Source organism: uncultured Desulfosarcina sp. (assembly GCF_963664155.2).
Classification (GTDB): Bacteria; Desulfobacterota; Desulfobacteria; order Desulfobacterales; family Desulfosarcinaceae; genus Desulfosarcina.
Genome location: NZ_CAXXXH010000002.1, coordinates 290,339 through 312,595, shown reverse-complemented (window position 1 = coordinate 312,595; position 22,257 = coordinate 290,339). Strand labels below are relative to the sequence as shown.

Below are 22,257 nucleotides of genomic sequence, written 5' to 3'. Positions count from 1 at the left end.
CCTTTGTAACGGCGCTTTGTCATTGGTTACATCTCAAGTGGTTTCAACCCCATGATTTCTCTGGCCTCCGCCGGCGAAGCGATGGGGCGCTGGAGTTCGTTGGCCTGCCGCACGGTTCTTTCGACCAGTTGGGCGTTGCCTTTGGCGAGTTCCCCTTTGGCGTAGTAAATGTTGTCTTCCAGGCCGACACGAACATGTCCGCCCAGCACCATGGCCAGGCTGGTCATGGGAAGCTGGCCCGGACCGACGGCACAGACCGTGTAATTGGCATCGGACGGCAAGAGGGACACGCAATGGGTCAGGTTCTGCCAAGTGGCGCGCATGGCGCCCTGACCCGGAATACCCAACACGAAGTTGACCCAGTACGGTTTTTTCAGGACATCTTTTTTGATCAGCAGGTCAACCTCCTGCATCATGACAGCGCTGTAGACCTCCATCTCGGGCTTGATGCCTTTTTTGCGCATCTCCCGACAAAACCATTCGACTTCGTTGGGCGGGTTATTGGCCAGATAATAGCTGCCGTCCGGCCATGGCCCCCATTGCAAGGTCCCCATATTGAGCGATGCGAGTTCAGGCTCGGCTTCGATGGATTGAAGCCGTTCCGCAGCCGTCATCCCAGCCGTCCCTCCTGTGGTGAAATTGATGATGGCGTCACACCCTCTGGCCCGGATCCCCTCCTTGACGCGGCGGTAGATCGCGGGATCCTGAACCCCCTTGCCGTCCTTGTCACGGGCGTGGATGTGGATCATGGACGCGCCGGCATTCCAGCACTCAATCGCCTGTTCGATCTGTTCCTCGGGCTGCTCGGGAAGGTTGGGGTTGGCTTCCTTCCCGTGTCCGCCACCGGTGATGGCAACTGTGATAATCAATTTTTCCATGCTTCCCTCCTGTTTGGGTTAGGTTGACCGCAAGCGGTGCATTTCCGTTACACGCAACTTCGAATGTATTTCAGTCATAATAGATGGGATTTTCCCCGCTGTGTAGCACACATTACACGCAAGACCTGTACCATGAACCCGACACATACTGATCACTTATATTTTAGATTAGTTATAAAATGATTGGCACATTTTGCCTCCCGAAAAAAATCGAACCATTCGCTATTTTCTCGAAATATAACGAAGATAATGCGAACAGCTGTTTAAAAATCCGTTTTCTTTTCGTCTGGTTGTACAAGCTTACTCAGGGACCCATCCATTTTATCCTGCAAAGACGCACATAAGCCGGTTTGTCCTTGTGATGAACGTCCTGAGGACACCATTACGGATGCCTCATCATCGAACTCCATAAAGAACAGCCTGGATTGTCCTTGACATATCGAAGGATATGTTTTGATATATCATCTTTCCATTATCCCGTTGCCCTCGGCGAAGGCTGTCCCATGCTTGATCCATGCGATGCCGGCAAGTTGGTTTGGTCTTTGCTTCCATTATCATGGAATGGCGGCAAATCATCGCTCCCATTCGTTTGCTTCGTGCAGGGACAGGAGGAAGGTCATGACTGCAGTGGGTATCGATTGCGGCGCAAAAAACACCAAAACGGTCATTCTGAGAAATGGCCGGGTCGTTGGCCGCGCCACGGTAACCACCGGATTCGATCAGCACGAAGCAGTGGACAGCTCGCTCACCATTGCCTTGGCGGCCGCGGGAATAAACCGCGCCGAAATCCATAAAATTGTTGGTACCGGTTCAGGAAAGACATCCATCACGATTGCCGACGACACCGCCAGCGACATGCAAGCCATGAGTAAGGGTGCCTTTTACTACTTTCCCGGCGCCCGCACCGTGATTGATGTCGGCGCTGAAGAGGGGCGCGCGGTCAAACTGGATGCTGCCGGCAATCCGATCGATTTTTCCGTCAACGGGCAGTGTGCCGCCGGCAGCGGGGCGTTTATCGAGGCTATGGCACGTGCGTTGGATACGCCGTTGGAAGCACTCGGCCCACTGGCCTTGACGACCGACAAAAAGATTCCCATCAATGCGCAATGTGTAATTTTTGCAGAATCCGAGGTCGTCGGACTGATCCACGCCGGAACCCCGGTTAACGAAATCAGCAAGGCGATCCATGACTCCATGGCCAACCGTATCGTCAGTATCGTCAGGCGCATCGGCATTGACGAGGATGTGGTGTTGATCGGCGGAGTGGCCCATAATCCAGGATTTCTGGAGGCCTTGAAACGGGAACTGGAACTGGATACCTTGCGAATCCCGGAACATCCTGAATTCGCAACCGCCCTGGGTGCGGCATTGATCGCCGCCGGTGCACCTTAAGCCAGGTCGCCGCGATCGAAATGGAGCGCCTCACCTCCTTCAAGGCACGTATTGTCATCATGGATCAGAGGATATGCGCCAGACGGCTCAGCATAGGGGACGACATATGACCGAATCATCGCAGCACGAGTTTTGGCGATGGACGGAATCCAGTTTTCGCCATCCGGATCTTGATTGGCGGCAGGCTCATCTCATAACCACCGGAATCGACATCGGATCGGTAAGCAGCCAGGCCGTCATCATGGCGGATGGTGAAATCCTGGCCTACAGCAACATACGCACCGGATCCAACAGCCCCGACAGTGCGCGCAGGGCCCTCACATGCGCGCTCGATGCTGTCGGAGATATGAACGAAGATCGAATGGACTACTGTATCGGCACCGGTTATGGCCGGGTCCATGTACCTTTTGCGGACCGCACCGTTACCGAAATAGCCTGCCATGCACGCGGTGCCAATTACTTCTTTGGAAATACGGTTAGAACCCTTCTGGATGTCGGCGGACAGGATATTAAAGTCATCCATTGCGATGAGAAAGGCAAAGTGCTCAACTTTCTGATGAATGACAAGTGCGCAGCCGGCACCGGTCGCGGCATGGAGGTCTTCGCCGACCTTCTCGGTATACCGATCCAGGAAATCGGTGATCGCAGCTTCGAATTTGAAGGGGCCGAACCCCCGGCCGTTTCCTGTACATGTGTGGTCTACGCCAAATCCGAAGCCACCGCCCTGCTTCGCAAAGGATGGAAAAAAGAACAGGTGTTGGCCGCTTATTGCAAAGCCATGGCAGAGCGCATTTATGCCCTGGTGAAACGCTTGGGAATCACGCCGGATTTTGCAGTCACCGGCGGCATGGCCAAAAACCGAGGTATCATGGATCGCCTGATGCCTAAAATCGGCCTGAATCGGATGACCACCCCTTATGATACCCAGATCGCCGGGGCAGTCGGTGCAGCCCTTTTTGGGTACGCCCTGTGCAAAAAACGACAGGCCGCTGATAGCCAGGAGTAGCGATCCGTCGAAGAGTTGAACCCGGCGGTCTCCGGGAAATTGATCACCCACCATCGTCAATGAAGGAAATTAAGGTGCTAGCCAATTATGGATACGCAGATGCGTCGGGGAGCTATTTCATTACCATCGACACCGATCGATGTGATGGGTGTGGGAAGTGCGTCGACGCCTGCCCGGCGTCCTGCTTCAAGGTCCTCGCCCAGGACCCGAATGATCCCTTCCGCGACGTGCCGGTGGTGGTGGTGGCCGACGGAAAACGAAAGATGTTAAAGTACGCCTGCGCCCCCTGCAAACCCGCAGCAAAACCACCCTCGCTGCCCTGCGTTGACGCGTGTCCCCAAGACGCCATTATCCACTCCTGGTAGCCAACGGGCAATCGAAGGCAACCCAATCCCAAAAAGAATGAACGGGCCGGCGGATTCCTAAACCCGCTCCCGCTCTTGTTCAAAACCGGATTACCTGCCACGGGGTGAAGGCCGGATTTCTCATTTTTTGTTCATGAAGGCCTGCATCAAATCCATTCCGGTATCGACCGGCTCTTCGTATCCCTCTCTCTCCCTTAGAGAAAGGGCCTCTTCCGGGCAGCCGGTAACGCAGAGTCCGCAGCCGATACAGCGTTCCGCGTTCACCCGGGCAGTGCCATCGACTACCGCGATGGCTTCGATCAGGCAACGTTCATCCTCACAGATCCCGCAGCCGATGCAAAGCTCGTCATCCACATGGGCGAAGAATCGGGAACGGGCCACCGGTTCCTCCACCTGCATCGCTTTGATGGCGCTGAATTGGGTACAACAGCAGGTGCAACAACTGCACATGGCCACGCCCATCTCTTTGGAATTGCCCACCATGTGGATCAAGCCCGCCTTCTCGGTAATGTCCAGGATGTCGAGGGCCTCCTCCAGGGAAATTTCTTTGGCGTACCCCTTTTCCACGAAAAATTTAGCCAGGTTTCCGAAATGCATGCAGACTTCCGTGGGTTTGCCGCACCCGCTGCCGTCCAGCTCCGCCGCCTTTCGGCACGGACAGTGAAGCACGCACGCATACCCTTGCTGCTTGATCAACTCGGCGGCCTGCTCATAGGGATAGACCTGCTGTTCGGATTTGACCGATCGGGTCACTGGGATGACCCGAGTAAAGGGAACGCCCGACGTAAACATGGCTCTTCCCCACCCCTTTTTGTAGTATTCGCGCCAGTGGTGGGCCAGCCGTTCTTTCTCAGGCGTCTTCTCGCCTTTGGCAAAAGAAGTCTCCCATAATCCAACGGCTGTCGGCAGCAGGCTGTATACTGCCTGGTTGACGCCGTCAATGGTCTTGGCCTGTTTGAACACCAGGGCTTTGTCCGCCATCGTCTCCAATACGGATTGCAGCTTCGCTTCGTCCCTCCGGGTGCTTTGAGCAATTTCAGAAAAAGTTTTGGGAAGCTGTCCGAGCAGCAGAGCGACCTCTGCCTCCTCCGGGGTGAACCGGATTTTGAGGATTTCAATCAGCGCGTCTGACTCCGGGGCTCTAAGCAAAAAGGTGTCGAGGTGTTGCTGAAGCTTATGATACACGTTTTCCGTCATTGGTGTTCCTTTTACATGAAGTCCTATCGGTTTTCTGTCGAGTCAGAATACCAGAACAATGGGGCCGAACCGGGTGTGCCGGAACGACCCCCATTGGCCTGTGCTTTGAACCCATCACAGCATTCGGGCAAGGTTCTCGCCATCGCGGATGGCGTCGCCGATCATGCGGGGTGCCACACAATCTCCGATACGATGCAGGTTTTCGATCTTGCCCTTGAGCGCGTGGTAGAGGTCCTCGTTGGCCTTGTTGTAATAGGACAGAACCACGTGATCCACCCCTTCGAAGGTTCTCTCTTTCCTGCTGTGGATGTTGTATACGGTAACAGTATTGCCGTCGATGGCCTTGATCATGGTATAGGGTGTAAACGCCAACCCTTTTTTCATGACGCGCCGGAGCAGAGGAATCCGTCGCTCTGCCGTCAGGTCAAATCCCATATGGTCGTGGGGGCCGATAAATATCACCTCTTTGCCTTGATCTACCAGCAGTTCGGCAATGCTGACGCCCTTCCAGTGCCCTTCACCGTCGTCGGCGACGAGGACCGTGTCTCCCACCTCGATTTCTTCTTCCAGCAACTGCCAATGGGTGAGCACATTGTCCTGATCCATGCCGGGCGGCACCGGATTATCCGGGTCGAAGGGGGGAATTCCCGTGAAGCTGACGCGGCGCGGCACAGATCCGGTGGCGAGAACGACTGCATCGGCATCGGCAGCCAGGACCATGTCCGCGGATACGTCGGTGTCGAGACGAACGTCCACGTCCAGTTTGTCGATCTGCTGGATCAGATAACGGGTGATCCCCTCGAGTTCCGCCCGTCCTGCACCCTTGGCGGCGATGGGCACCTGCCCCCCGAGACGGCCTCTTTTCTCGTAAAGCGTTACGCTGTGGCCTCTTTTGGCTGCAATCTCGGCAGCCTTCAGTCCGCCTGGACCACCACCGACGATCAGGACCTTCTTGGGCGCGTCCGTCTTCTTGAGGGTCCCGATACCGTACTGTTCCTCATGAGCGACCGCAGGGTTGTGAATACACCCGAACCCCCCCCAAAGCATTCCCCAGCAACCGTCATTACAGGCGACGCAGGGCCTTATATCCTCCAGTCGCCCTTCCCTTGCCTTCTTTGCGATCTCCGGGTCCGCGATATGTGCGCGGGTCAGGGCCACCATATCGGCATGACCATCGGCCAGCACTTTCTCCGCGAACACAGGGTCGTTGATGCGGCCGACGGCGAAAATGTAAGCGTTTCGCGTCACTTCTTTGATTCCCGAGGCGTATGGCACCCAGATCCCCAACGGGTGCTGCATGTCCGGGATGACCATGTTGGGCGTCCAATACGTACCCGCTTTGACGGTGATGTAATCGACCTTTCCGGTCTCATCGATCAATCGGCCCACTTCCTGCCAATCTTCCACATCCAAGCCACCGGGCGTCAAATCGTCGCCGTTGATCTGAATCCCGAGAATGTAATCATCGCCCACGTTTCGCCGGATGGCATCGATCACATCGTATACGATGCGCATCCGGTTCTCCAGGCTCCCTCCGTATTCATCAGTGCGTTTGTTGCTGTATGGCGACAGAAAGCCTCCGAGCAGATAGTTGCCGTACAGCGAATGAATCTCCACGCCGTCGAATCCGGCATCGCGGACATTTCTCGCGGCCTTTCCCCAGGCTTCGACGGTTTCGTGTATCTCCTCGACCTCGATCTCTTTGGGCGTCAGGCCGATCAAATCGTAAAATTGGTAGGGCATGGGAGATGCGGCCCAGGTGAGCCGCTGGCCCGGCAGCCGCTGGCGGCCGATGTGTCCGATCTGCTGGATGATCTTGGTGCCATGTTCGTGAACGGCCTTGTTCATTTTGCTGCATTCGGTGATGTAATCCTCATGGAAGGCGTTTAATACAGACGTATAAGTCGGGTTTACAGTGGCAAACTCGGAGACCAGGAGTCCGACCCCGCCTTTGGCCCGTTCCACATAATAGTCGATCAGTTGCTGGCTGGGTATGCCTCTGGCACCCATCAGTGTGCCATGACCGGTGATCATGACGCGATTGCGAAAGGTAACGTCTTTAATCTTTAGCGGGGTGAAAAGATACTCAAACATTTCAGACATTTTTTTCTCCTTCTGTAAAGTTGCTTGCCGCTACTTCGGCACAATTCCTTCTGTAATCGTGGTGGTATTGTCGATGAGAAATTCGGCGCCGTTGACATGTCTGGATTCATCAGAAGCCAGAAATAAAACCATATTGGCCACATCTTCGGGTGTTCCCCGCATGGGGTCCTTCTGGTGGTCGGGAACGGTCGGATCGTCGGCCACGGCCTCAAGAAACTGCCTTACCAGCGGGGTCTCTATCGTGCCGGGGTGCACGGAATTGCATCGGATGTGATTTCTCATCTGCGCACAATGCACCGCGATCGATTTGGTCATGGCGCGTATCGCCCCCTTGGAGGCAGAATAGGCGAACACCTTGGGGTACCCCCCAATGGCGGCGGTAGAGGACATGTTGACAATCGAGCCTCCGCCTGTCTGGCGCATGGCAGGAATGGCATGTTTGCACCCCAGGAAGGTCCCGTCCATGTGAACCGCATGCACGGCCCGCCAATCCGCCATCGTGGTCTGCTCTACATCCGAGACCTGCACGATACCCGCATTGTTGACCAGAACATCGAGGCGACCGAAGACAGACAGCGTCTTTTCGATGATACCGATCCACTGGTTTTCATCGCTGACATCGTGCCGGACAAACAGCGCTTTTTTACCGGTCGATTCGGCCACTGCACGTCCCTTCGCTTCGTTGATATCCGATACCACCACATTGGATCCTTCGCGCGCCAGAAAACGAACAATCGCCTCACCGATCCCCATTGCCCCCCCCGTCACAATCGATACTTTACCATCCATTCTGCCCATTTTTCTTTCCTTTACGCCTTTAATATTGAAGAGAATCTTCTTGCTGACGGAAAAGGCTGAATCCTTTGCCACCTCCGAGGCCTACCGGGCGTCGTGTCGGACCACTTCTTCCATGACGTCCGCAGATCCTTCGGTTAGAAGTCTATAGATCATGATGGGAAGACTGAGTTCATACATCACCAGCCGGTGATCGGTGATTCGGGCGATTTCCATCAGGTCGTGATCATTGGGGATCATATTATGAAGATCGGGATCTTCCCGGCTTCCCGGCGAACACCAGTCGCACGGACTCGTAGAGAAGTGCCCTGAACAGGATAACGGCCGCAGCTCGTAAATAAAGCAGCGCCCGTCCACCAGGAAAGGACAAGTGATATTCATCTCAAAGTAGCGTTCGGACAGGGGGCGCGTGTCCTGCAGGATACGATCGATGGTCCGGGATGCAGACTGCGCCGAGAGCCGCTCACGATCGATATGATCGGCAATGGCATAGCCACTGTCGAGCCACGTCTCGTAGTTGGCCAGGAACCGGGTGAGCCATTTCCTCTTTTTATACAGATAGTCGACGATGGAAATCGCATGGGCGACCGATACGGTAACATAGTGATGGCAACAGTAGGCACAGCCCTTCCGGCATGACATTTGTTTTTGCTGACGGGTAATCGTCTCGAGAAATGAATGGTAGGTATTGTGCCGAACGCGTTTGACCAGGTCGGGATATTCTTTACAGAACGCCCTGCGCCATTCTCCAATTTGACCTTTATGCTCTTTTTTTTCGATCCTTTTTATCTGTCGGGTAAGAGGTGTTACCATTTCAGGTTCCAAACCGCACCGGGCGCTTTTTTGGAGGACCATCGAGCGCCGCCCCAAGGGCGACGTTCAAAACCGGCCTGCAGGCAAGCGCTTGGAATGATCCACTCGCTATTTATCTTTCTGTGTGAATTCCGGCAATACCGTGTTTTCGATCCACTTGACGTTTATCTTTCCTTCAGCGAATTCAGGCCTATTGATTAAAAACTGGAGGAATGGGATGTTCGATTTGACGCCTTCGATTTCAAATTCGGACAGCGCTTTCTTCATATTTTGCAATGCCAGTTCACGATTGTCGCCCGTGGCAATCACCTTGGCCATCAGCGAGTCGTAAAACGGGCTAATCATATATCCTTGATGGCAATGGGTATCGACGCGAACATGGTCGCCATAAGGAACGACAAACCGCGAGATGCGCCCGGGAGTCGGCATGAAATCGTTCATGGGATTCTCCGCGGTAACCCGGCATTCGATGGCATGGCCAGCAAATTGAACGTCGGACTGATTCATGGAAAGCGAGTGCCCAAACGCAATCCGAACCTGTTCTTTCACCAGGTCGACACCCGTTATCTCCTCGGTCACCGGATGTTCGACCTGAACACGCGTATTCACCTCCATAAAATAGAACTGTTCCCGATCGATATCTACCAGAAATTCAACCGTACCGGCATTGTTGTAGTTGATCCCCCTGGCCAGAGCAATGGCGGCTTCGGAAATGGAATCGGTTAACGATTTCGGCAGGCCGATGGGCTGTGCCTCCTCGATGACCTTCTGATAACGGCGCTGGGAGGAGCAATCCCGTTGCCCCAGATGAATGACTCTTCCAAAATCATCAGCAAGGATCTGAACCTCCACATGGCGTGCATTCTGGACGAAACGTTCCACGAAAAGCGTCGGATCGCCGAAAGCCTGCTTGGCTTCGTTGAAAGCCATATTGAAGGCATTTTTCAGGTTTTTCGGTTCGGTGACGATACGCATCCCACGTCCACCGCCACCGGCCGAGGCCTTGATGAGAACAGGGAATCCAATCTCTTGGGCTTTGGCCTCTATATCGCTGTATTGAGTAATGCCTTTGCTGCCTGCGTTGACAGGAACATCGCACGTGGTTGCAAGTTCCCGTGCCCTGACCTTGTCGCCCAACTGCCGCATGGTTTCGGAGCGTGGTCCGATGAAAATTATTCCATTTTTCTCACATGCTTCAGGCAATTTGGGATTCTCGGCCAAAAATCCGTAACCCGGATGGATCGCGTCGACCCCGGAACCTAAGGCCGTGGCAATAATCATCGGTATATTCAAATAGCTCAAATTCACCTGGGGAGGGCCAATGCAGACCACCTTGTCTGCAAGTCTGGCAGGCAGACTATCTTTATCGGCTTCCGAAACCACAAGTACTGTCTCGAGATCACTCTCTTCACAGGCCTTTATAATTCTGACAGCAATTTCTCCTCTGTTAGCGATCAGAACTCGCTTTCTTCTCATTTCCGTCGGCACTCCTTCATTTTAATGAACAAAAAATTTGTATCTTTATGGTTGTTTAACAGTAAGTCCTGCAGACGATCCGGTCTGGTTTATTGAAGAACATAGCAGCAAGCTGCGAGGAATCATCGATTCCGTAAGGCATTCTGTCTATTTTGTATTCGCTCGATTACCCCGCCGCAAGCGACGGGGAATGCACTCGCTTTTGCGGTTCAATTGCCTCCGCAAGAAAAGCGGAACCAAAAAGTGATGTTGCAGGGAGCCACCTCCGCTTACCGCCTTCCGAAAGGCCAACGCCTTGCACCTTCCGGTTTTCTGACGACCCTTCCGGAGTTTCCCCGGCATCCTGTTTGGATCGTTAGGGTGTCCTCATCAGTCGGGCTGAATCAGGAACAAGGTGGTACCTTCTTCCACCAGCGTGTTGCTTTCCACGCAGATTTTCACAACCTGTCCTTTCACTTCCGCCATCAACTGCTGGTAGCACTTCATCACCTCGAGCAAACAGAGGACCGTATCGGCTTCTACTTCATCGCCGACTTCCACAAACGGCGGCTCATCCGGGCCCGGCCGTCGATAGAACACACTCGGGACGGTAGCCTTGATCGGATGTAGATTTTCTTCGTCGAGGTTCCCGTCCAACGCCGCAGGTGGCAAGGTCCCCGATTCTGAAACGGAGGCGGCCTCTGCCGGGGCATGAACCGCTGCTTCGGTGGCGGGCGGCGTTTCCGCCGAGGCCGGAGAAGCTGCCGGTGCGGCCTGTTCGCTTGTTCCGGTATGGCCCGAAAAACATAGCGGGCTTCTTGCAGTATTGCCGACTTTGCCTTTAAAAATAGACAGTTTGATGTCGCCGGTGTCTATGTGAAGTTCGGTATCCTTACATTCCTTTACAATCTGAATAACTTCCATCACATCTTCCATGCTGAAACCCATAACGATACCTCCTGTTGCTATCGTACCGATCCTGAAATCAGATGATTATTGACAAAATTCGAAATAGCTTTTTCCTTTTTGCAGCTGCAGCCGGCTGATGTCATGATCTTTGCTCAGCTCCTTCAGCAGCAGTACCAGTGGTTCTTTTCCCGTATAATAAGATCTATATGGCTTTTTGATTTGCTTGATTTCTGTATCTCCTTTCATGATGTGATACAGCATAAACTCCTCGTCAGTCGCCTGGGTCATGCCATAACTTCTACGGAGTTTGTTTAGATCACCTTCTTGAGCCATAATTTCTTTATTTTTTTCATATTGTGCACTGAGACTTTTCGCATTGGGATGACTGAGAAACCGATCCTTGACGTTGGGATCCATCCATGGCACGCCAGCGTCCTCCCACCCCCAAACGCCCAATGCCGTCTCGATCATGGAATCGAGAACCTGCTTATACCGCTCACCGGTAGCCACATTAACGGCAGCCTGGGACACGATGAACTGGGAGCCCGGCGTAATCATGATGGGATTTCCGAGATCCTTGATGATTTGAACGACTTCGTCCAGAACCTCGTCCAGTTTATGAGGGATTCCGATCTGCCGTAACTGCTCCCGTAAATTTGAGATTACTCCCCCGGGCACCTGGTGCTTGTACACGCTGTGGTCGTATTCCAGCGGATGGTTGTCTATGGGAAGCCCTTCCAGTTTTCCGATTACCTTCAGCCGCCGCTCGACTTCCCTGAGTGCATCTGTATTTTTGATGTTATGAGGTATGCCCAAGACCTTCGCATTATGGATGCCGTTAAAAACCGATATGTGGGAGGAACCGAACGCCAGCGGAGGAACTGTGGTATGAATGCCATCGATCCCGAGTTCCATCGCTTTTACGACGACGCGCCCCTGATTCGTGCTCATGCCGTGCGTGTGAAGATTGATCGGAACGCCTTTGGCTTCCTTCTGGATCGCCGGCAACAGGGTCTTTAAGCGTTCCACGGTTAACAACCCACCAGCGTCTTTCAGCCAGAAGGTATGGGGTTCGTAAGACATGATGCGTTTCGTCAGGTCGGCGTAATATTCGTCGGTCAGACGGGGGGAGGGATAGTAGCAAATGCAGGGGTTGAAATCTAGCCCCATTTCTCTGCCCATGGGTACGACCCAGGGCGCATGACGATCGAGTTCGTTTCTCGTATTCATCATGTAAAAAAAACGCGACGCTTCCGTGGCCTTGAAGGCCAGCTGGTAATACAAGCGGATCACTCCCCGATACTCGGCATAATCCAGCAGATCCAGATTTTCGGCTATCCATTGGTTTTTCTTGGTTTTTGTAATCTTCCTACCTAACAGATGCGCGATGTCCCATGGATCTTCTTTCATAAAACGGCAATGGTGTTTCGCGTTCATCGCATTTACCGGCATCTCGATATAACTATATCCCGCCTCATCCAGCAGACCGGCGATGGCATCCATCGTTCCGTATCGCATTTCCATTGCCCACAAGCTTTGCGCGCCATCGCGCATCGTTGTATCGTAAAACTGTAATTCCTGATTCCCTTCTCTCATTTTACGGTCTCCTCAGCGTGATCAATTCGATAACTTTTCATCAATCTATGGAGGCAGCCATTGATCTGACGCATCGCACTACCACGCCAACCATCCACCATCGATGGCGATGGTTTCGCCGGTCACAAAACTGGCGGCATCCGATGCTAAAAATACGCATACATTCCCCACTTCGCGCGGTTCACCACCTCTTCGCATTGGTATTTTTTTGATATTTTGTTCCAGGATCTTAGGATTGGATTCGATGTCTCGTTTGGCCATTTCCGTGACGATGTATGAAGGGGCGATACAAACGGATCGGACGTTAAAACGAGCCCATTCGACGGCCATGGCTTTGGTAAGTTGGACAACCCCTCCTTTGCTGGCGATATAGGGGGAAAGGTTCATGAATCCGGTTCGACCGAAAACCGATGCATTGTTTATGATACATCCGCTTTTTTGATCGATCATATGGGGGGCGACGGCCTGGGCACATAGAAAATAACCTTTCAAGTTGGTATCCAGGACCCGGTCCCATTCCTCCTCGGTTATTTTTAAAAGCGGTTTCACGACATTGACGCCGGCATTGTTGACCAGGATGTCGATCTTTCCGAATTCAGCAAGGGTTTTCTCAGTCATGGCCAGTATGTCATTCTTTTTCAAAACGTCAACGACCATTGAAATACATGTTGAACCCTTAGCCGTGACGGCTTCGGCCACTTTTTCCAAACTGGGCTTATCTCGTCCCGTCAATACCAAGTTGGCCCCTGCATCTGCCATAGAGAGGGCGATTGCCTCTCCCAGGCCTTTGCTGGCACCGGTAACGATAGCGGTCCTACCTTTCAAACTAAAGACGTCCATTCCCATCACGCATGCTCCTTAATTTATAGTTTATAAAAAGAATATCAACTGTCGTATCAATCGATAGCCGGTTCCGACGGGCCGGACACAGTAGCGCTTCTATTTTCCGGTAAATTTCGGTTTTCGCTTTTCGATAAAAGCCCGCTGTCCTTCCTTGACGTCCTCCATTAGAAGCAGCCCAGGGCTCAACAGGTCCTCCCAACGATAATCGTCATCGTTGCCCCTGTGCAGCATTCGCCGGGTCACCTGAACGGATATAGGTGGAAAGCTGGCGATTTTGTTGGCCACTTTCTCAGCGGTAGCAAGAAGTTGATCCTGAGGCACGATGGTGTTGACTATACCATAACGCTCTGCCTGATGAACATCGATCATCTCACCGGTCAGCAACATGTTAGCCAGACGCTTGCGTCCAAGTACATTCAGGGCCCGACCCAGCATGATCACATGCACCGCACCGAAAGATGTACCAGGCAGACAGAATTTTGCCTTCTCTGATGCGATTGTAATGTCGCTGATGATGGCGATTTTACATCCATAACCGATGGCGGAACCATTGACCGCTGCAATTACAGGCTGCGGTATGTTCTCAAGATGGCGGAAGGTTTTCGCATCGATATCGATGTATTTTCTGGATTGCTTTAGGTTTTCAAAGTTCAATTCTTGCAGGTCAGCACCGGCACTGAATGCCTGATCACCACTTCCCGTGATGATCACCGCACGAATCTCGTCGCTTTCCTCGATAATATCGAGCGCCTTATCGATATCCTTATACATGAAGGTGCTGCAGGCATTGAGTTTATCCGGTCGATTCATCGTGATGATCGCTATTGCACCTTTTTGTTCATAGGTAATTGTTTCAAATATTTCCATAATAATGGTCTCCTCAAAGTCCCCAGTTTTGTTTGCAAACCACCCGTGTCGAACAAAATGGCGCCAACGGAAAGACAAAACGATCGTGTTAACCCTTAGACTCAAAATTAAAATGATTTAAATTCGGTTCGGTAGAGGCGGGATCGTGCCGTCTCCACTGTGAATCCTTGGTAAGGGTCGTCCTGGCCCTCTTGCTTCTACAGCCTTAGGACTATCCTTATTAATCCAACATTACTGCCTAAATATACCAAGGTTCGATTGGTTCTTTGAGATAGAATAGCAATTTTTATACCACTACGTTTTAATGTAATTTTTATATTTATTTCGAAATAGTTAGGATTGTTTCAAACATTGCATTTAAATCTATATATCGATATTTCGTTGGTTGTTTGTGGATATTTCAGTTTTTAAGAATCGGTTTCGCAAATTTAGTTTTGAAATAGAATAAATGAACCGATGCCATGATACATCTAAACCGCTTTCCAATCACAATGGGGGTACAAGCTCAATACATGCAACCGTTCTTCCCTTATTTTTAAATCCAGAGCCAAGAGTTCTAACCAAATTTCTGGAACTATTTCCGGTCTTGGGCTGCGCCAGGCTTTCTTCTTCCTATATCCAAACCGTTCCCACTGGCTATCTTCCCAGGTGGCGGCCATTCGTTTAATGTCTGTATACATCTCGCCTCCACAAAGATAGCCGACGTGATGTGCCCAACAAACATGAAGATCTTCTGATCGAAAAAAACCGCTATCCATACAGACTGCGATCGGACCATCCCATCGATATTTCCTTTTGATTTTGATTACCATGTGCCGAATCATGTTCAGCATGCTGTCCCCGTGATTGGAGTGCTTGTCACCACCACGGAACACCGCATCGACAATCAAGCGTCCCCAGTTCATCTGCAGGGACTGAAATCCCATTTTTCTTTTGTAGGTCGGTTTGACGCCGTGCCGGCATTGGGCATCGTCATTGTCCATAACCATCGTATCGATGCATAGTTCGATCACATCAGGCCGGGTGATCTTCAGGCGATTGAGAAAAAGGGGTTGCAAGAGCCTGCAGAACAAGAACACCTACGTCCAGGAAAAGGCTTGGAAAAAGCGTTTGACTTGATGAGAAGAAGCAACGTCCGTTTTTTTGGCCTCGATACTACCGGCATATTGTGTTACAGCCCCAAAAGGGCTATTAAATAAGTTGGGTTCAAGTCTATCTTTTTTTTCGAGAATTGTTGACTTCAACGTGATAGTGACCTTCTTTTTTATCAGTATCAGTGGGTTTTTCGGGATACAGTGTTTTGAATTAATGGTAATAAGGAGAAGACAACTTGAATTTGAATGAATTCGTTAAAAATGCACTCGAATCCGGCAGATCTGCTTTGACAGAAGTGGAATCAAAAAAGATATTGGGAAAAAATGGCGTACCTGTGGTCGCTGAAACAATTGTCGCCACATCGGCCGAGGCGGTTGTGGCAGCCGCCGATTTCGGGTTCCCAGTTGTGCTCAAAGGAATCGGCGACAACCTGTGGCACAAAACTGAAGGCGGTCTGATATATCTGAATCTGGCTGATGAAATAGCCGTATCGGTTGCCGCGGAAAAAATTCTTCGGGCTCCAGGCAGGGTAAAAATTCTCGTGCAGCCTCAAATTGTTGGGAAGCGCGAGTTCGTGGCCGGCCTTTTCCGCGATCCCCTTTTTGGACCGGCGATTCTTTTCGGATTAGGCGGAATATTAACCGAAGCATTGTCTGATGTTGTCTTTCGACTGGCACCGCTCAGCCGCGAAGATGCGGTGGACATGATCGAATCCATCCAATCCCAATCGCTGCTGGGGCCTTGGCGCGGTGAGCAGGCAGTAGACCGACAACACTTACTGCAGATATTAATGGGGCTGAGCGCCATCGCTGCCGATTTTCCTGAAATTGTCGAGATCGACATCAACCCACTCATTGCAACGGCAGCCGGAGAGCTCAAAGCAGTTGATGCCCTGATCACTCTGGCCCAACCCAATAGGGTGACCACAGAGAGCCACCCGGTGCATCCATCGTCAACCCGATCACTGTTCTATCCCCGCTCGGTGGCATTCATCGGTGCTTCTTCTCAAATGGCCAAATGGGGGTATATGCTGATCTGCAACACGATCAGCGGCGGCTACCAGGGCGAGGTCTATGCTGTCAATCCCAGGGGAGGTGTAATTGTTGGCAAATCAGCCTATAAAACCATAGCTGAGATTCCTGGACCGGTAGATCTGGCTGTAGTAACCGTACCTGCCGACAGGATCCTGGACATGATTCCTCAGTTAGAGGCCAAAGGGATCAAAAACGTAGTGTTAATTACATCGGGTTTTGCAGAAACCGGCATCGACGGTAAAGCACTTGAAAGGCAGGTAGTCGACAAAGCGCGGCAGGCCAACATCTTGATTCTCGGGCCAAACACCATGGGTATCTGCAATCCCCACATCAACTTCTTTTGTACGGGAACGACGGTCCGTCCGAAGGCAGGTTCCACAGCGATGGTGGCCCAGTCCGGCAACATGGGAACCCAGTTGCTGGCCTTCGCCGAAGCTCAGGGAATCGGAATCCGGGCTTTTTCCGGTTCCGGCAACGAAGCCATGATCACCATCGAGGATTTCATGGAAGCCTTCGAAGTAGACGAACTCACCCGAACCGTTATGCTGTACATCGAAAGCGTCAAACAGGGCCGCCGCTTTTTCGAAAGTGCCTGCCGGTTAAGTCAAAAGAAACCCATCGTACTGCTCAAAGGTGGCCAGACTCGGGCAGGCAACCGGGCGGCGTCCAGTCATACCGGTGCTATGGCATCGAACACCCGACTGTTTGACGCAATGTGCAGGCAGGCGGGCATTGTCAAAGTAGAACACCCCATGGAACTGCTGGACCTGGCTGCGGCCTTCTCCTCGCTGCCCCTTCCCCAAGGAAATCGTATCGCAATCATGACAATAGGTGGCGGATGGGGCGTGGTCACCGCCGATCTGTGCAACCAGTTTGGCCTGATGGTACCAGATATCTCTCTCGAACTGATTTCCCGTATCGACCAGATTTTACCGCCCTATTGGAGCCGATCCAATCCCATCGATCTAGTCGGAGAGATCGACCTCACAATTCCCTTAGCCGTCATGGAAATGCTGCTTCAATGGGAAGGCTGCGACGCGGTCATCAATTTGGGGATTCTCGGGCGCCGAATTCTTTTCAAGCGTTTAACCGACTCGGTGGAAAACGCGGACTATTCATACACGCGAGAATTTCTGGATAACTCCGTCAAGGTGTTTTCCGATTTCGAAAACGACTACATCGAACAGATTGTCAGTCTGATGGAAGCTTACGGCAAGCCAATCATAGGGGTCAGCATGCTCACCGACAAAACTGATGTCACTGTATATCGAGTGAAGGGCCACGATTTGAAGGGCGTGTTTTACGAAACGCCGGAGCAGGCGGTAAAGGCAGCTGCCCGCATGGTCGAGTATCAGCGGTATCGCTCCCAAAACACCGGCTGATAAGGAAGCCAATGGATTCATCATTGCTCATTGCCGCCGGCGCCAGTTTCATTGCACCCACGCGATGGCTGTCTGTGCCCGAACTCACCGGGCACAGGGAGGTCGTGCGCGAGGCACTCGTCTACATTATCAAGACACTCGACCGCCAGGTCGCTTCCGGTGTTGATGTTCCTGCCGAGTTTTGCAGTCGTATCAGAGCCTACCTACGACGCCAGGTGGACCGCGATAACCAGTTGGTCGAACATAGTGTATGTCTTTCTACGTGCGCGATATGATCGACGGCAGCTCCGCCCCGCGCCAACTCTTCGCCGATGGACAGGGGGAGCTTCAGCGCCCGATTGGGCGCCAGTTGGCGAGTTTACTCGCCTGCATTCACACGTTCGATTGGACGTCTTCGAGCCTGCCGGATTTCATGCCGGTCCCACAGACCGCCGAAGAATGTGCGCTCTTGGAAATCCAACGCTGGCACGACCCCTACGAGGCTCACCGCTCCGAGTCACGTCCGGGCGTGACCGAGTCCCGTACTCGTGGCATGACCGCCACGCCCCGACTGATGTACCGCAAGTCTCGATGGTATTGGGCGACGTGGGGCTGGGCAGCTTCATCTCCCGTGGCGAAGAGGTCGTCGGGCTCACCGATTTGAAAAAGGCACACATCGGCGATCTGATGAAGGACTTGGCATCGGCACTTTACCGAGGCGTCGATAACCTCATTCCACGGAACGAGTTATTTGCGGCCTATGAGGAGGAGAGCGGTCTGAAGGTCGATCAGGACAATGTGGAATAAATACTATTTGGTGTTCACCGACGCCCAGTAGGTCTTGATCTCCCACCCCGAGGTTCATCGAATCTCGGAGCTAAACGGGCAGATCGACATCAGCCTAGTGCGCTTGACGATGGATTTTCCGTTCCACTGATAGCACCACGGACTGCAGACGATAGAGGATATTAATGGATCATATTAAGGTTAAGGAGGATTCCTTTAGCGCATTCTACTATAATATTCCATGCGCGGACTACTTCAATCGTTAGTTCACCCGCTATTATTCGCTCACAGATTCCCTTTAAATGTTTCTCACAAATGTCGTTTCCGGCATCAGAAAACATTTGATACCTTTTGGGATCACTTTCGAAAATTTTAAAGATATTGCCTTTTTTCGACATAAGAACACCTCTGAATAATTCGATGAAAGAATGACCAGTCATGCGGTCAAAGTTTCGTAATCTTAGGTATTTCCCTTGCCATCTTTATTCTCCAATGTAGATCCCTATCAATCTCAATCCCTGGCGGCACCACCAAATCCCTCAATTCCGCGAATGAAATATACCCCCACTCGGCGTTGACCGTGAATTCGTTCAAAATGGCATAGCCCCAAAACAGCTCATCGCCATCGTATTCCGCGACATACCAGTCACACCCACCAATGAAAAAGTGCAGGTGGATGAGCTTATCCCTGAGGGGGATGCTTTCAGTTTCGTAAAGCCGCGGTATTCTCGAAAGCTCTTCTTTAGTTGGCGTATTCCACATTTTATTTAACTCCTTTCGGTTTCAGAATCAGTTTGAGGACTTTCTCAGTTTCTGACATGACCTTCAGGCATGCCGCTTGTGGAGTGAGTTTGATTTTCTCCGCGTAGCGTCCGATGTATCGATAAGAGTTGCCGGTGGTGTCACGGGACTGTTTGCAGAAAGAATAAGCAGTGGAATGCAAACCCATTACTCTTCTGTTACGACCGCGAGAAATGCAAAAGAATTTGTAGAATACTTATTGGCAAGTTCCACTGAGCTATTGTCCGCGCCTAATGTGTTTCTTGAAAAAGGAATCACCAAAGTGCTTAATATTCTTCATGAGGCCGAGGCTGGAGTTGCTGCAGCCGAAGTTACTTTGCCAGAATGTATTTATGTAGGAAACTTGCCATTTGATGCAACAGAAAACGATCTTAAGAGCCTATTTGAAAAAAAGAACGTGCAAATAAAATCAATATCAATGCCTAAGAAGTATGAATCAGGTGAAAATAAAGGCTTTGCATTTATTGAACTATCCACGAAGGGGGAATCTTTATTAGCCTTCGATCTTGATGGTTTGCTGACATTGGGTGGGAGACGTCTCCGCATTAATGAGGCGAATTCTTTTGAGGCGAATTCAATACAAAGTAGCGGGCATGAGCGTCCCTCTCCCCCACTTAGTAAATCAGTCTACGTTGGAAACCTTTCTTTCAAAGCGAACGAGGCTAACATCAGAGAGCTTCTGGCAGCACATGATATTACCACTGTCGATATTTTTATAATGAAGGATAAAAAAACAGGTATCTCAAAAGGAGCAGGCTTTATAAACCTTAGGTCAAAAGATGAAGCGGTAAAAGTTATTGGTGCTCTAAATGGTATAGAGTTCATGGGAAGGAAGCTCATAGCTAAACCTGCTAACCTTAGAAGAGGCCGATAGCTTTTTAAATAATGCCCCTTAACAAAATTATAGCACAGGTCAGGGTGGATTATGCTTCTTCATATTTGTGACCAAAATTGTGCCTATTTTTTATTATACGGTTCTCTATGAAGCTCCAGTTGTCAGGAAATACTCAGAGATGGGGTCCACATCCCACGGAATCTCTGGCCAGGATATCCGGGGCGTCTTCAGCACCTGTTGAACGATACGCATGAACTTTTTGCCAATGCTCTTCGATTTGCGGCGATTGAAGCGAAACACATACTCGTCAAGATAGTTTTGGAGGTATTTCGGTTCGAATCGTCCCTGGTAGGTTCCTCTGATCAGTCGTTTGATCAAGGTCGTTACCAAATGGACACCATATAGTTTTTCGTAATCCTTGCTTTTGCTTTGGTTCGTTATCTCGCGTCGATACTGATCTTTATCAATGATATTATAGCTTTGCCAATCGTCCGTAGCGATGGTCGAACCGGGCTCGATATTGTCGAGGATGAAGGTTTCCAATGAATATCCTGAGCAATCCAGGGCGACATGCAAACGAATGCGACCCATTCGTTTTTCGATGTCTCACCGTTCCACGGCAATCGCAACAATGGATTTGCCTTCAGCCCCCCGGCCCCGTTTGCCTGGGCTTTGCCCCCCGATGAAAAACTCATCGACCTCGACGCGGCCGGAAAGCTTTTCGCGCTCGTGGCGAATGGTACAGCGACGAAGCTTTTGAAGCCAGGTCCAGGCGGTTTGATAACTGCCAAAGCCCAGCAGTTCCTTCAGGTTCACCGCATTGATGCCGGATTTGCGAGTCGTGAACCACCACATGGCTTTAAACCAGTAGGTGATCGGTTTTTTGGAACTGTCCATGATCGTTCCGGCCGTCAACGAATGTTGATGTTCGCATTGGGTGCAAATATACAGGTTTCTTGAACTCAACCAGTACCGTGTGTGGCCACATTTTTTGCACACAAAGCCATCGGGCCATTTTTGTTGGAACAGATAATCGAAACAGGCATCCGGTTGTGAAAAACGTTGATCGAATTCGATTTCGGATTTCGGGAAATCCTCGGCAATGGTAAAATCGGTCATGGTGGCGGCCTCCTGTTTTGGGTTATGAGGCCACATTACCGCGGGGCTGTGACAGATACGGTCACAACCAATCAAACTGGAGCTTCATAGAGAACCGTATTTTATTATTCCCTTTAAATTGAAATGATTTACAGTGACATCCGAGCTGAAATATTGGTTAATGAAAAAGCATGTGATTTTATAATTTTACGTCATTTCAAATAATATATAACAACTCGTAATTATTGTATATAAATTGGGTTCGACTCCCGTCGCCTCCTACCAACAAGAATGAAGCTGATCCATATCTATTTCCGGCAGCGGGGATGCCCTTGCCTTTGGCGGGTACGTACCTTCTTTTTTCTGACCACCTGCAGGGAATCGTAAAGCTTGGAGCGGGTCTTGCGTTTGAGATCCTTGATTGTCTTGGGGTCCGGATCCTTTTCCATGGCCTCCCGGCAGGCCGGACAAAGGGCCACCACGTTTTTGATGGAATGCTCGCCGCCCTGGGACAGCAGTTGAATGTGGTAAGGTTCCAGGCCATCAGCCCCGGTGCCTTCACCGGTTTTGGTTCCGCAGCATTCACAACACATCCGGGCCCGTTTTAAAACGGATTCGAACACATTCTTTTTGCGGTTGAACGGTTCGGTTCCATCTGCAGCCGCTTTCCACGGCTTTCCCGGGGCCGGCTTTTCAATCGGAGGAGCCCCATAGGCGGGTTCGGGTTTGCGGGGGGAATCCGGTAAGTTCCGTCTGTTTGACCTTACGGATGGTTCCGGGTTGGCGGATACTCCCGGCGAATCGGTTATCGGATCTTGCGGCGGTCCTTCTTTTTTTCGTTTTCGAACCAGATTTTTCTCAGTTCTACCGTCAGTGGAGCGACTTCCTGAAACGGATTTGAGCCACCGGTTATGGTTTTCCTGCTGCAAAAGCTGTCTGAGGGCTTCGATGGTCTCATCGGCATTAAATTTGATGTTCATCTCACGCAGCATCTGCTGAATTTCCAGTTTACTAAGTGTCATGGATAC

At 51.3% G+C, this 22,257-nt stretch carries 19 protein-coding genes and 1 pseudogene; 6 read left to right on the top strand and 14 right to left on the bottom strand.

Annotated elements, in window-relative coordinates; translation table 11 throughout:
• Positions 1-26: 26 nt before the first annotated feature.
• A complete protein-coding gene (locus ACHZBS_RS25655) occupies positions 27-878 on the bottom strand; it encodes a 3-keto-5-aminohexanoate cleavage protein (protein ID WP_319409390.1) in 852 nt (283 codons plus the stop codon).
• A gap of 618 nt (positions 879-1,496) precedes the next feature.
• Here ACHZBS_RS25655 and ACHZBS_RS25650 point away from each other — a divergent pair.
• The 3 genes from ACHZBS_RS25650 to ACHZBS_RS25640 all read left to right on the top strand — a co-directional run bounded on the left by ACHZBS_RS25650 (position 1,497) and on the right by ACHZBS_RS25640 (position 3,641).
• On the top strand, positions 1,497-2,270 hold the full coding sequence (locus tag ACHZBS_RS25650) for an acyl-CoA dehydratase activase (protein ID WP_319409389.1): 774 nt from the start codon (positions 1,497-1,499) through the stop codon (positions 2,268-2,270).
• Positions 2,271-2,376: 106 nt separating this feature from the next.
• Positions 2,377-3,276, top strand: coding sequence for a benzoyl-CoA reductase, bzd-type, subunit Q (gene bzdQ / locus ACHZBS_RS25645; RefSeq protein WP_319409388.1), 900 nt, complete (start codon positions 2,377-2,379; stop codon positions 3,274-3,276).
• 74 nt (positions 3,277-3,350) lie between these two features.
• Positions 3,351-3,641, top strand: a complete 291-nt coding sequence (locus tag ACHZBS_RS25640; RefSeq protein ID WP_319409387.1) for a 4Fe-4S binding protein — start codon at positions 3,351-3,353, stop codon at positions 3,639-3,641.
• Between the two features lie 120 nt (positions 3,642-3,761).
• On the opposite strand, the gene ACHZBS_RS25635 is transcribed toward ACHZBS_RS25640, so the two are convergent.
• The 10 genes from ACHZBS_RS25635 to ACHZBS_RS25590 form a co-directional block, all read right to left on the bottom strand.
• The gene (locus ACHZBS_RS25635) at positions 3,762-4,838 is read right to left on the bottom strand and encodes a 4Fe-4S binding protein (protein ID WP_319409386.1); all 1,077 of its coding nucleotides are present in this window, start codon (positions 4,836-4,838) and stop codon (positions 3,762-3,764) included.
• Between the two features lie 114 nt (positions 4,839-4,952).
• On the bottom strand, positions 4,953-6,941 hold the full coding sequence (locus ACHZBS_RS25630) for an FAD-dependent oxidoreductase (protein WP_319409385.1): 1,989 nt from the start codon (positions 6,939-6,941) through the stop codon (positions 4,953-4,955).
• Between the two features lie 30 nt (positions 6,942-6,971).
• A complete protein-coding gene (locus ACHZBS_RS25625; protein ID WP_319409384.1) occupies positions 6,972-7,739 on the bottom strand; it encodes a glucose 1-dehydrogenase in 768 nt (255 codons plus the stop codon).
• 81 nt (positions 7,740-7,820) lie between these two features.
• A complete protein-coding gene (locus ACHZBS_RS25620; protein ID WP_319409383.1) occupies positions 7,821-8,378 on the bottom strand; it encodes a YkgJ family cysteine cluster protein in 558 nt (185 codons plus the stop codon).
• A gap of 279 nt (positions 8,379-8,657) precedes the next feature.
• Positions 8,658-10,025: an acetyl-CoA carboxylase biotin carboxylase subunit gene (locus tag ACHZBS_RS25615; protein ID WP_319409382.1), complete on the bottom strand. Its 1,368-nt coding sequence runs from the start codon at positions 10,023-10,025 to the stop codon at positions 8,658-8,660.
• A gap of 369 nt (positions 10,026-10,394) precedes the next feature.
• Entirely contained in the window at positions 10,395-10,952 is a 558-nt protein-coding gene (locus ACHZBS_RS25610) for a biotin/lipoyl-containing protein (RefSeq protein ID WP_319409381.1), read from the bottom strand.
• 45 nt (positions 10,953-10,997) lie between these two features.
• Complete coding sequence (locus tag ACHZBS_RS25605; RefSeq protein WP_319409380.1) at positions 10,998-12,509, bottom strand: hypothetical protein; 1,512 nt, start codon at positions 12,507-12,509, stop codon at positions 10,998-11,000.
• Positions 12,510-12,587: 78 nt separating this feature from the next.
• On the bottom strand, positions 12,588-13,355 hold the full coding sequence (locus ACHZBS_RS25600) for a glucose 1-dehydrogenase (protein WP_319409379.1): 768 nt from the start codon (positions 13,353-13,355) through the stop codon (positions 12,588-12,590).
• Positions 13,356-13,448: 93 nt separating this feature from the next.
• Positions 13,449-14,219 carry an enoyl-CoA hydratase/isomerase family protein gene (locus tag ACHZBS_RS25595; protein WP_319409378.1) on the bottom strand — a complete coding sequence of 257 codons (771 nt, stop codon included), beginning with the start codon at positions 14,217-14,219 and terminating at the stop codon, positions 13,449-13,451.
• A 470-nt stretch (positions 14,220-14,689) separates the two neighbouring features.
• Entirely contained in the window at positions 14,690-15,277 is a 588-nt protein-coding gene (locus ACHZBS_RS25590; protein WP_319409377.1) for a hypothetical protein, read from the bottom strand.
• Between the two features lie 272 nt (positions 15,278-15,549).
• Between ACHZBS_RS25590 and ACHZBS_RS25585 the strand changes: the two genes are divergently transcribed.
• Both ACHZBS_RS25585 and ACHZBS_RS25580 read left to right on the top strand, forming a co-directional pair.
• Positions 15,550-17,730 carry an acetate--CoA ligase family protein gene (locus tag ACHZBS_RS25585; protein WP_319409376.1) on the top strand — a complete coding sequence of 727 codons (2,181 nt, stop codon included), beginning with the start codon at positions 15,550-15,552 and terminating at the stop codon, positions 17,728-17,730.
• A gap of 570 nt (positions 17,731-18,300) precedes the next feature.
• Positions 18,301-18,516 (top strand): hypothetical protein, encoded by a 216-nt coding sequence (locus ACHZBS_RS25580; protein ID WP_319409375.1) that lies wholly within the window; start codon positions 18,301-18,303, stop codon positions 18,514-18,516.
• Positions 18,517-18,939: 423 nt separating this feature from the next.
• Here ACHZBS_RS25580 and ACHZBS_RS25575 read toward each other — a convergent pair whose 3' ends face one another.
• Positions 18,940-19,257, bottom strand: a complete 318-nt coding sequence (locus ACHZBS_RS25575) for a DUF2958 domain-containing protein (protein WP_319409374.1) — start codon at positions 19,255-19,257, stop codon at positions 18,940-18,942.
• A gap of 76 nt (positions 19,258-19,333) precedes the next feature.
• Between ACHZBS_RS25575 and ACHZBS_RS25570 the strand changes: the two genes are divergently transcribed.
• Entirely contained in the window at positions 19,334-20,170 is an 837-nt protein-coding gene (locus ACHZBS_RS25570) for a hypothetical protein (RefSeq protein WP_319409373.1), read from the top strand.
• Positions 20,171-20,275: 105 nt separating this feature from the next.
• Here ACHZBS_RS25570 and ACHZBS_RS25565 read toward each other — a convergent pair.
• Together ACHZBS_RS25565 and ACHZBS_RS25560 are read right to left on the bottom strand one after the other, a co-directional pair.
• Positions 20,276-21,250: pseudogene (locus tag ACHZBS_RS25565) on the bottom strand (IS1595 family transposase).
• Between the two features lie 287 nt (positions 21,251-21,537).
• On the bottom strand, positions 21,538-22,251 hold the full coding sequence (locus tag ACHZBS_RS25560) for an HNH endonuclease signature motif containing protein (protein ID WP_319409372.1): 714 nt from the start codon (positions 22,249-22,251) through the stop codon (positions 21,538-21,540).
• Positions 22,252-22,257: the final 6 nt, after the last annotated feature.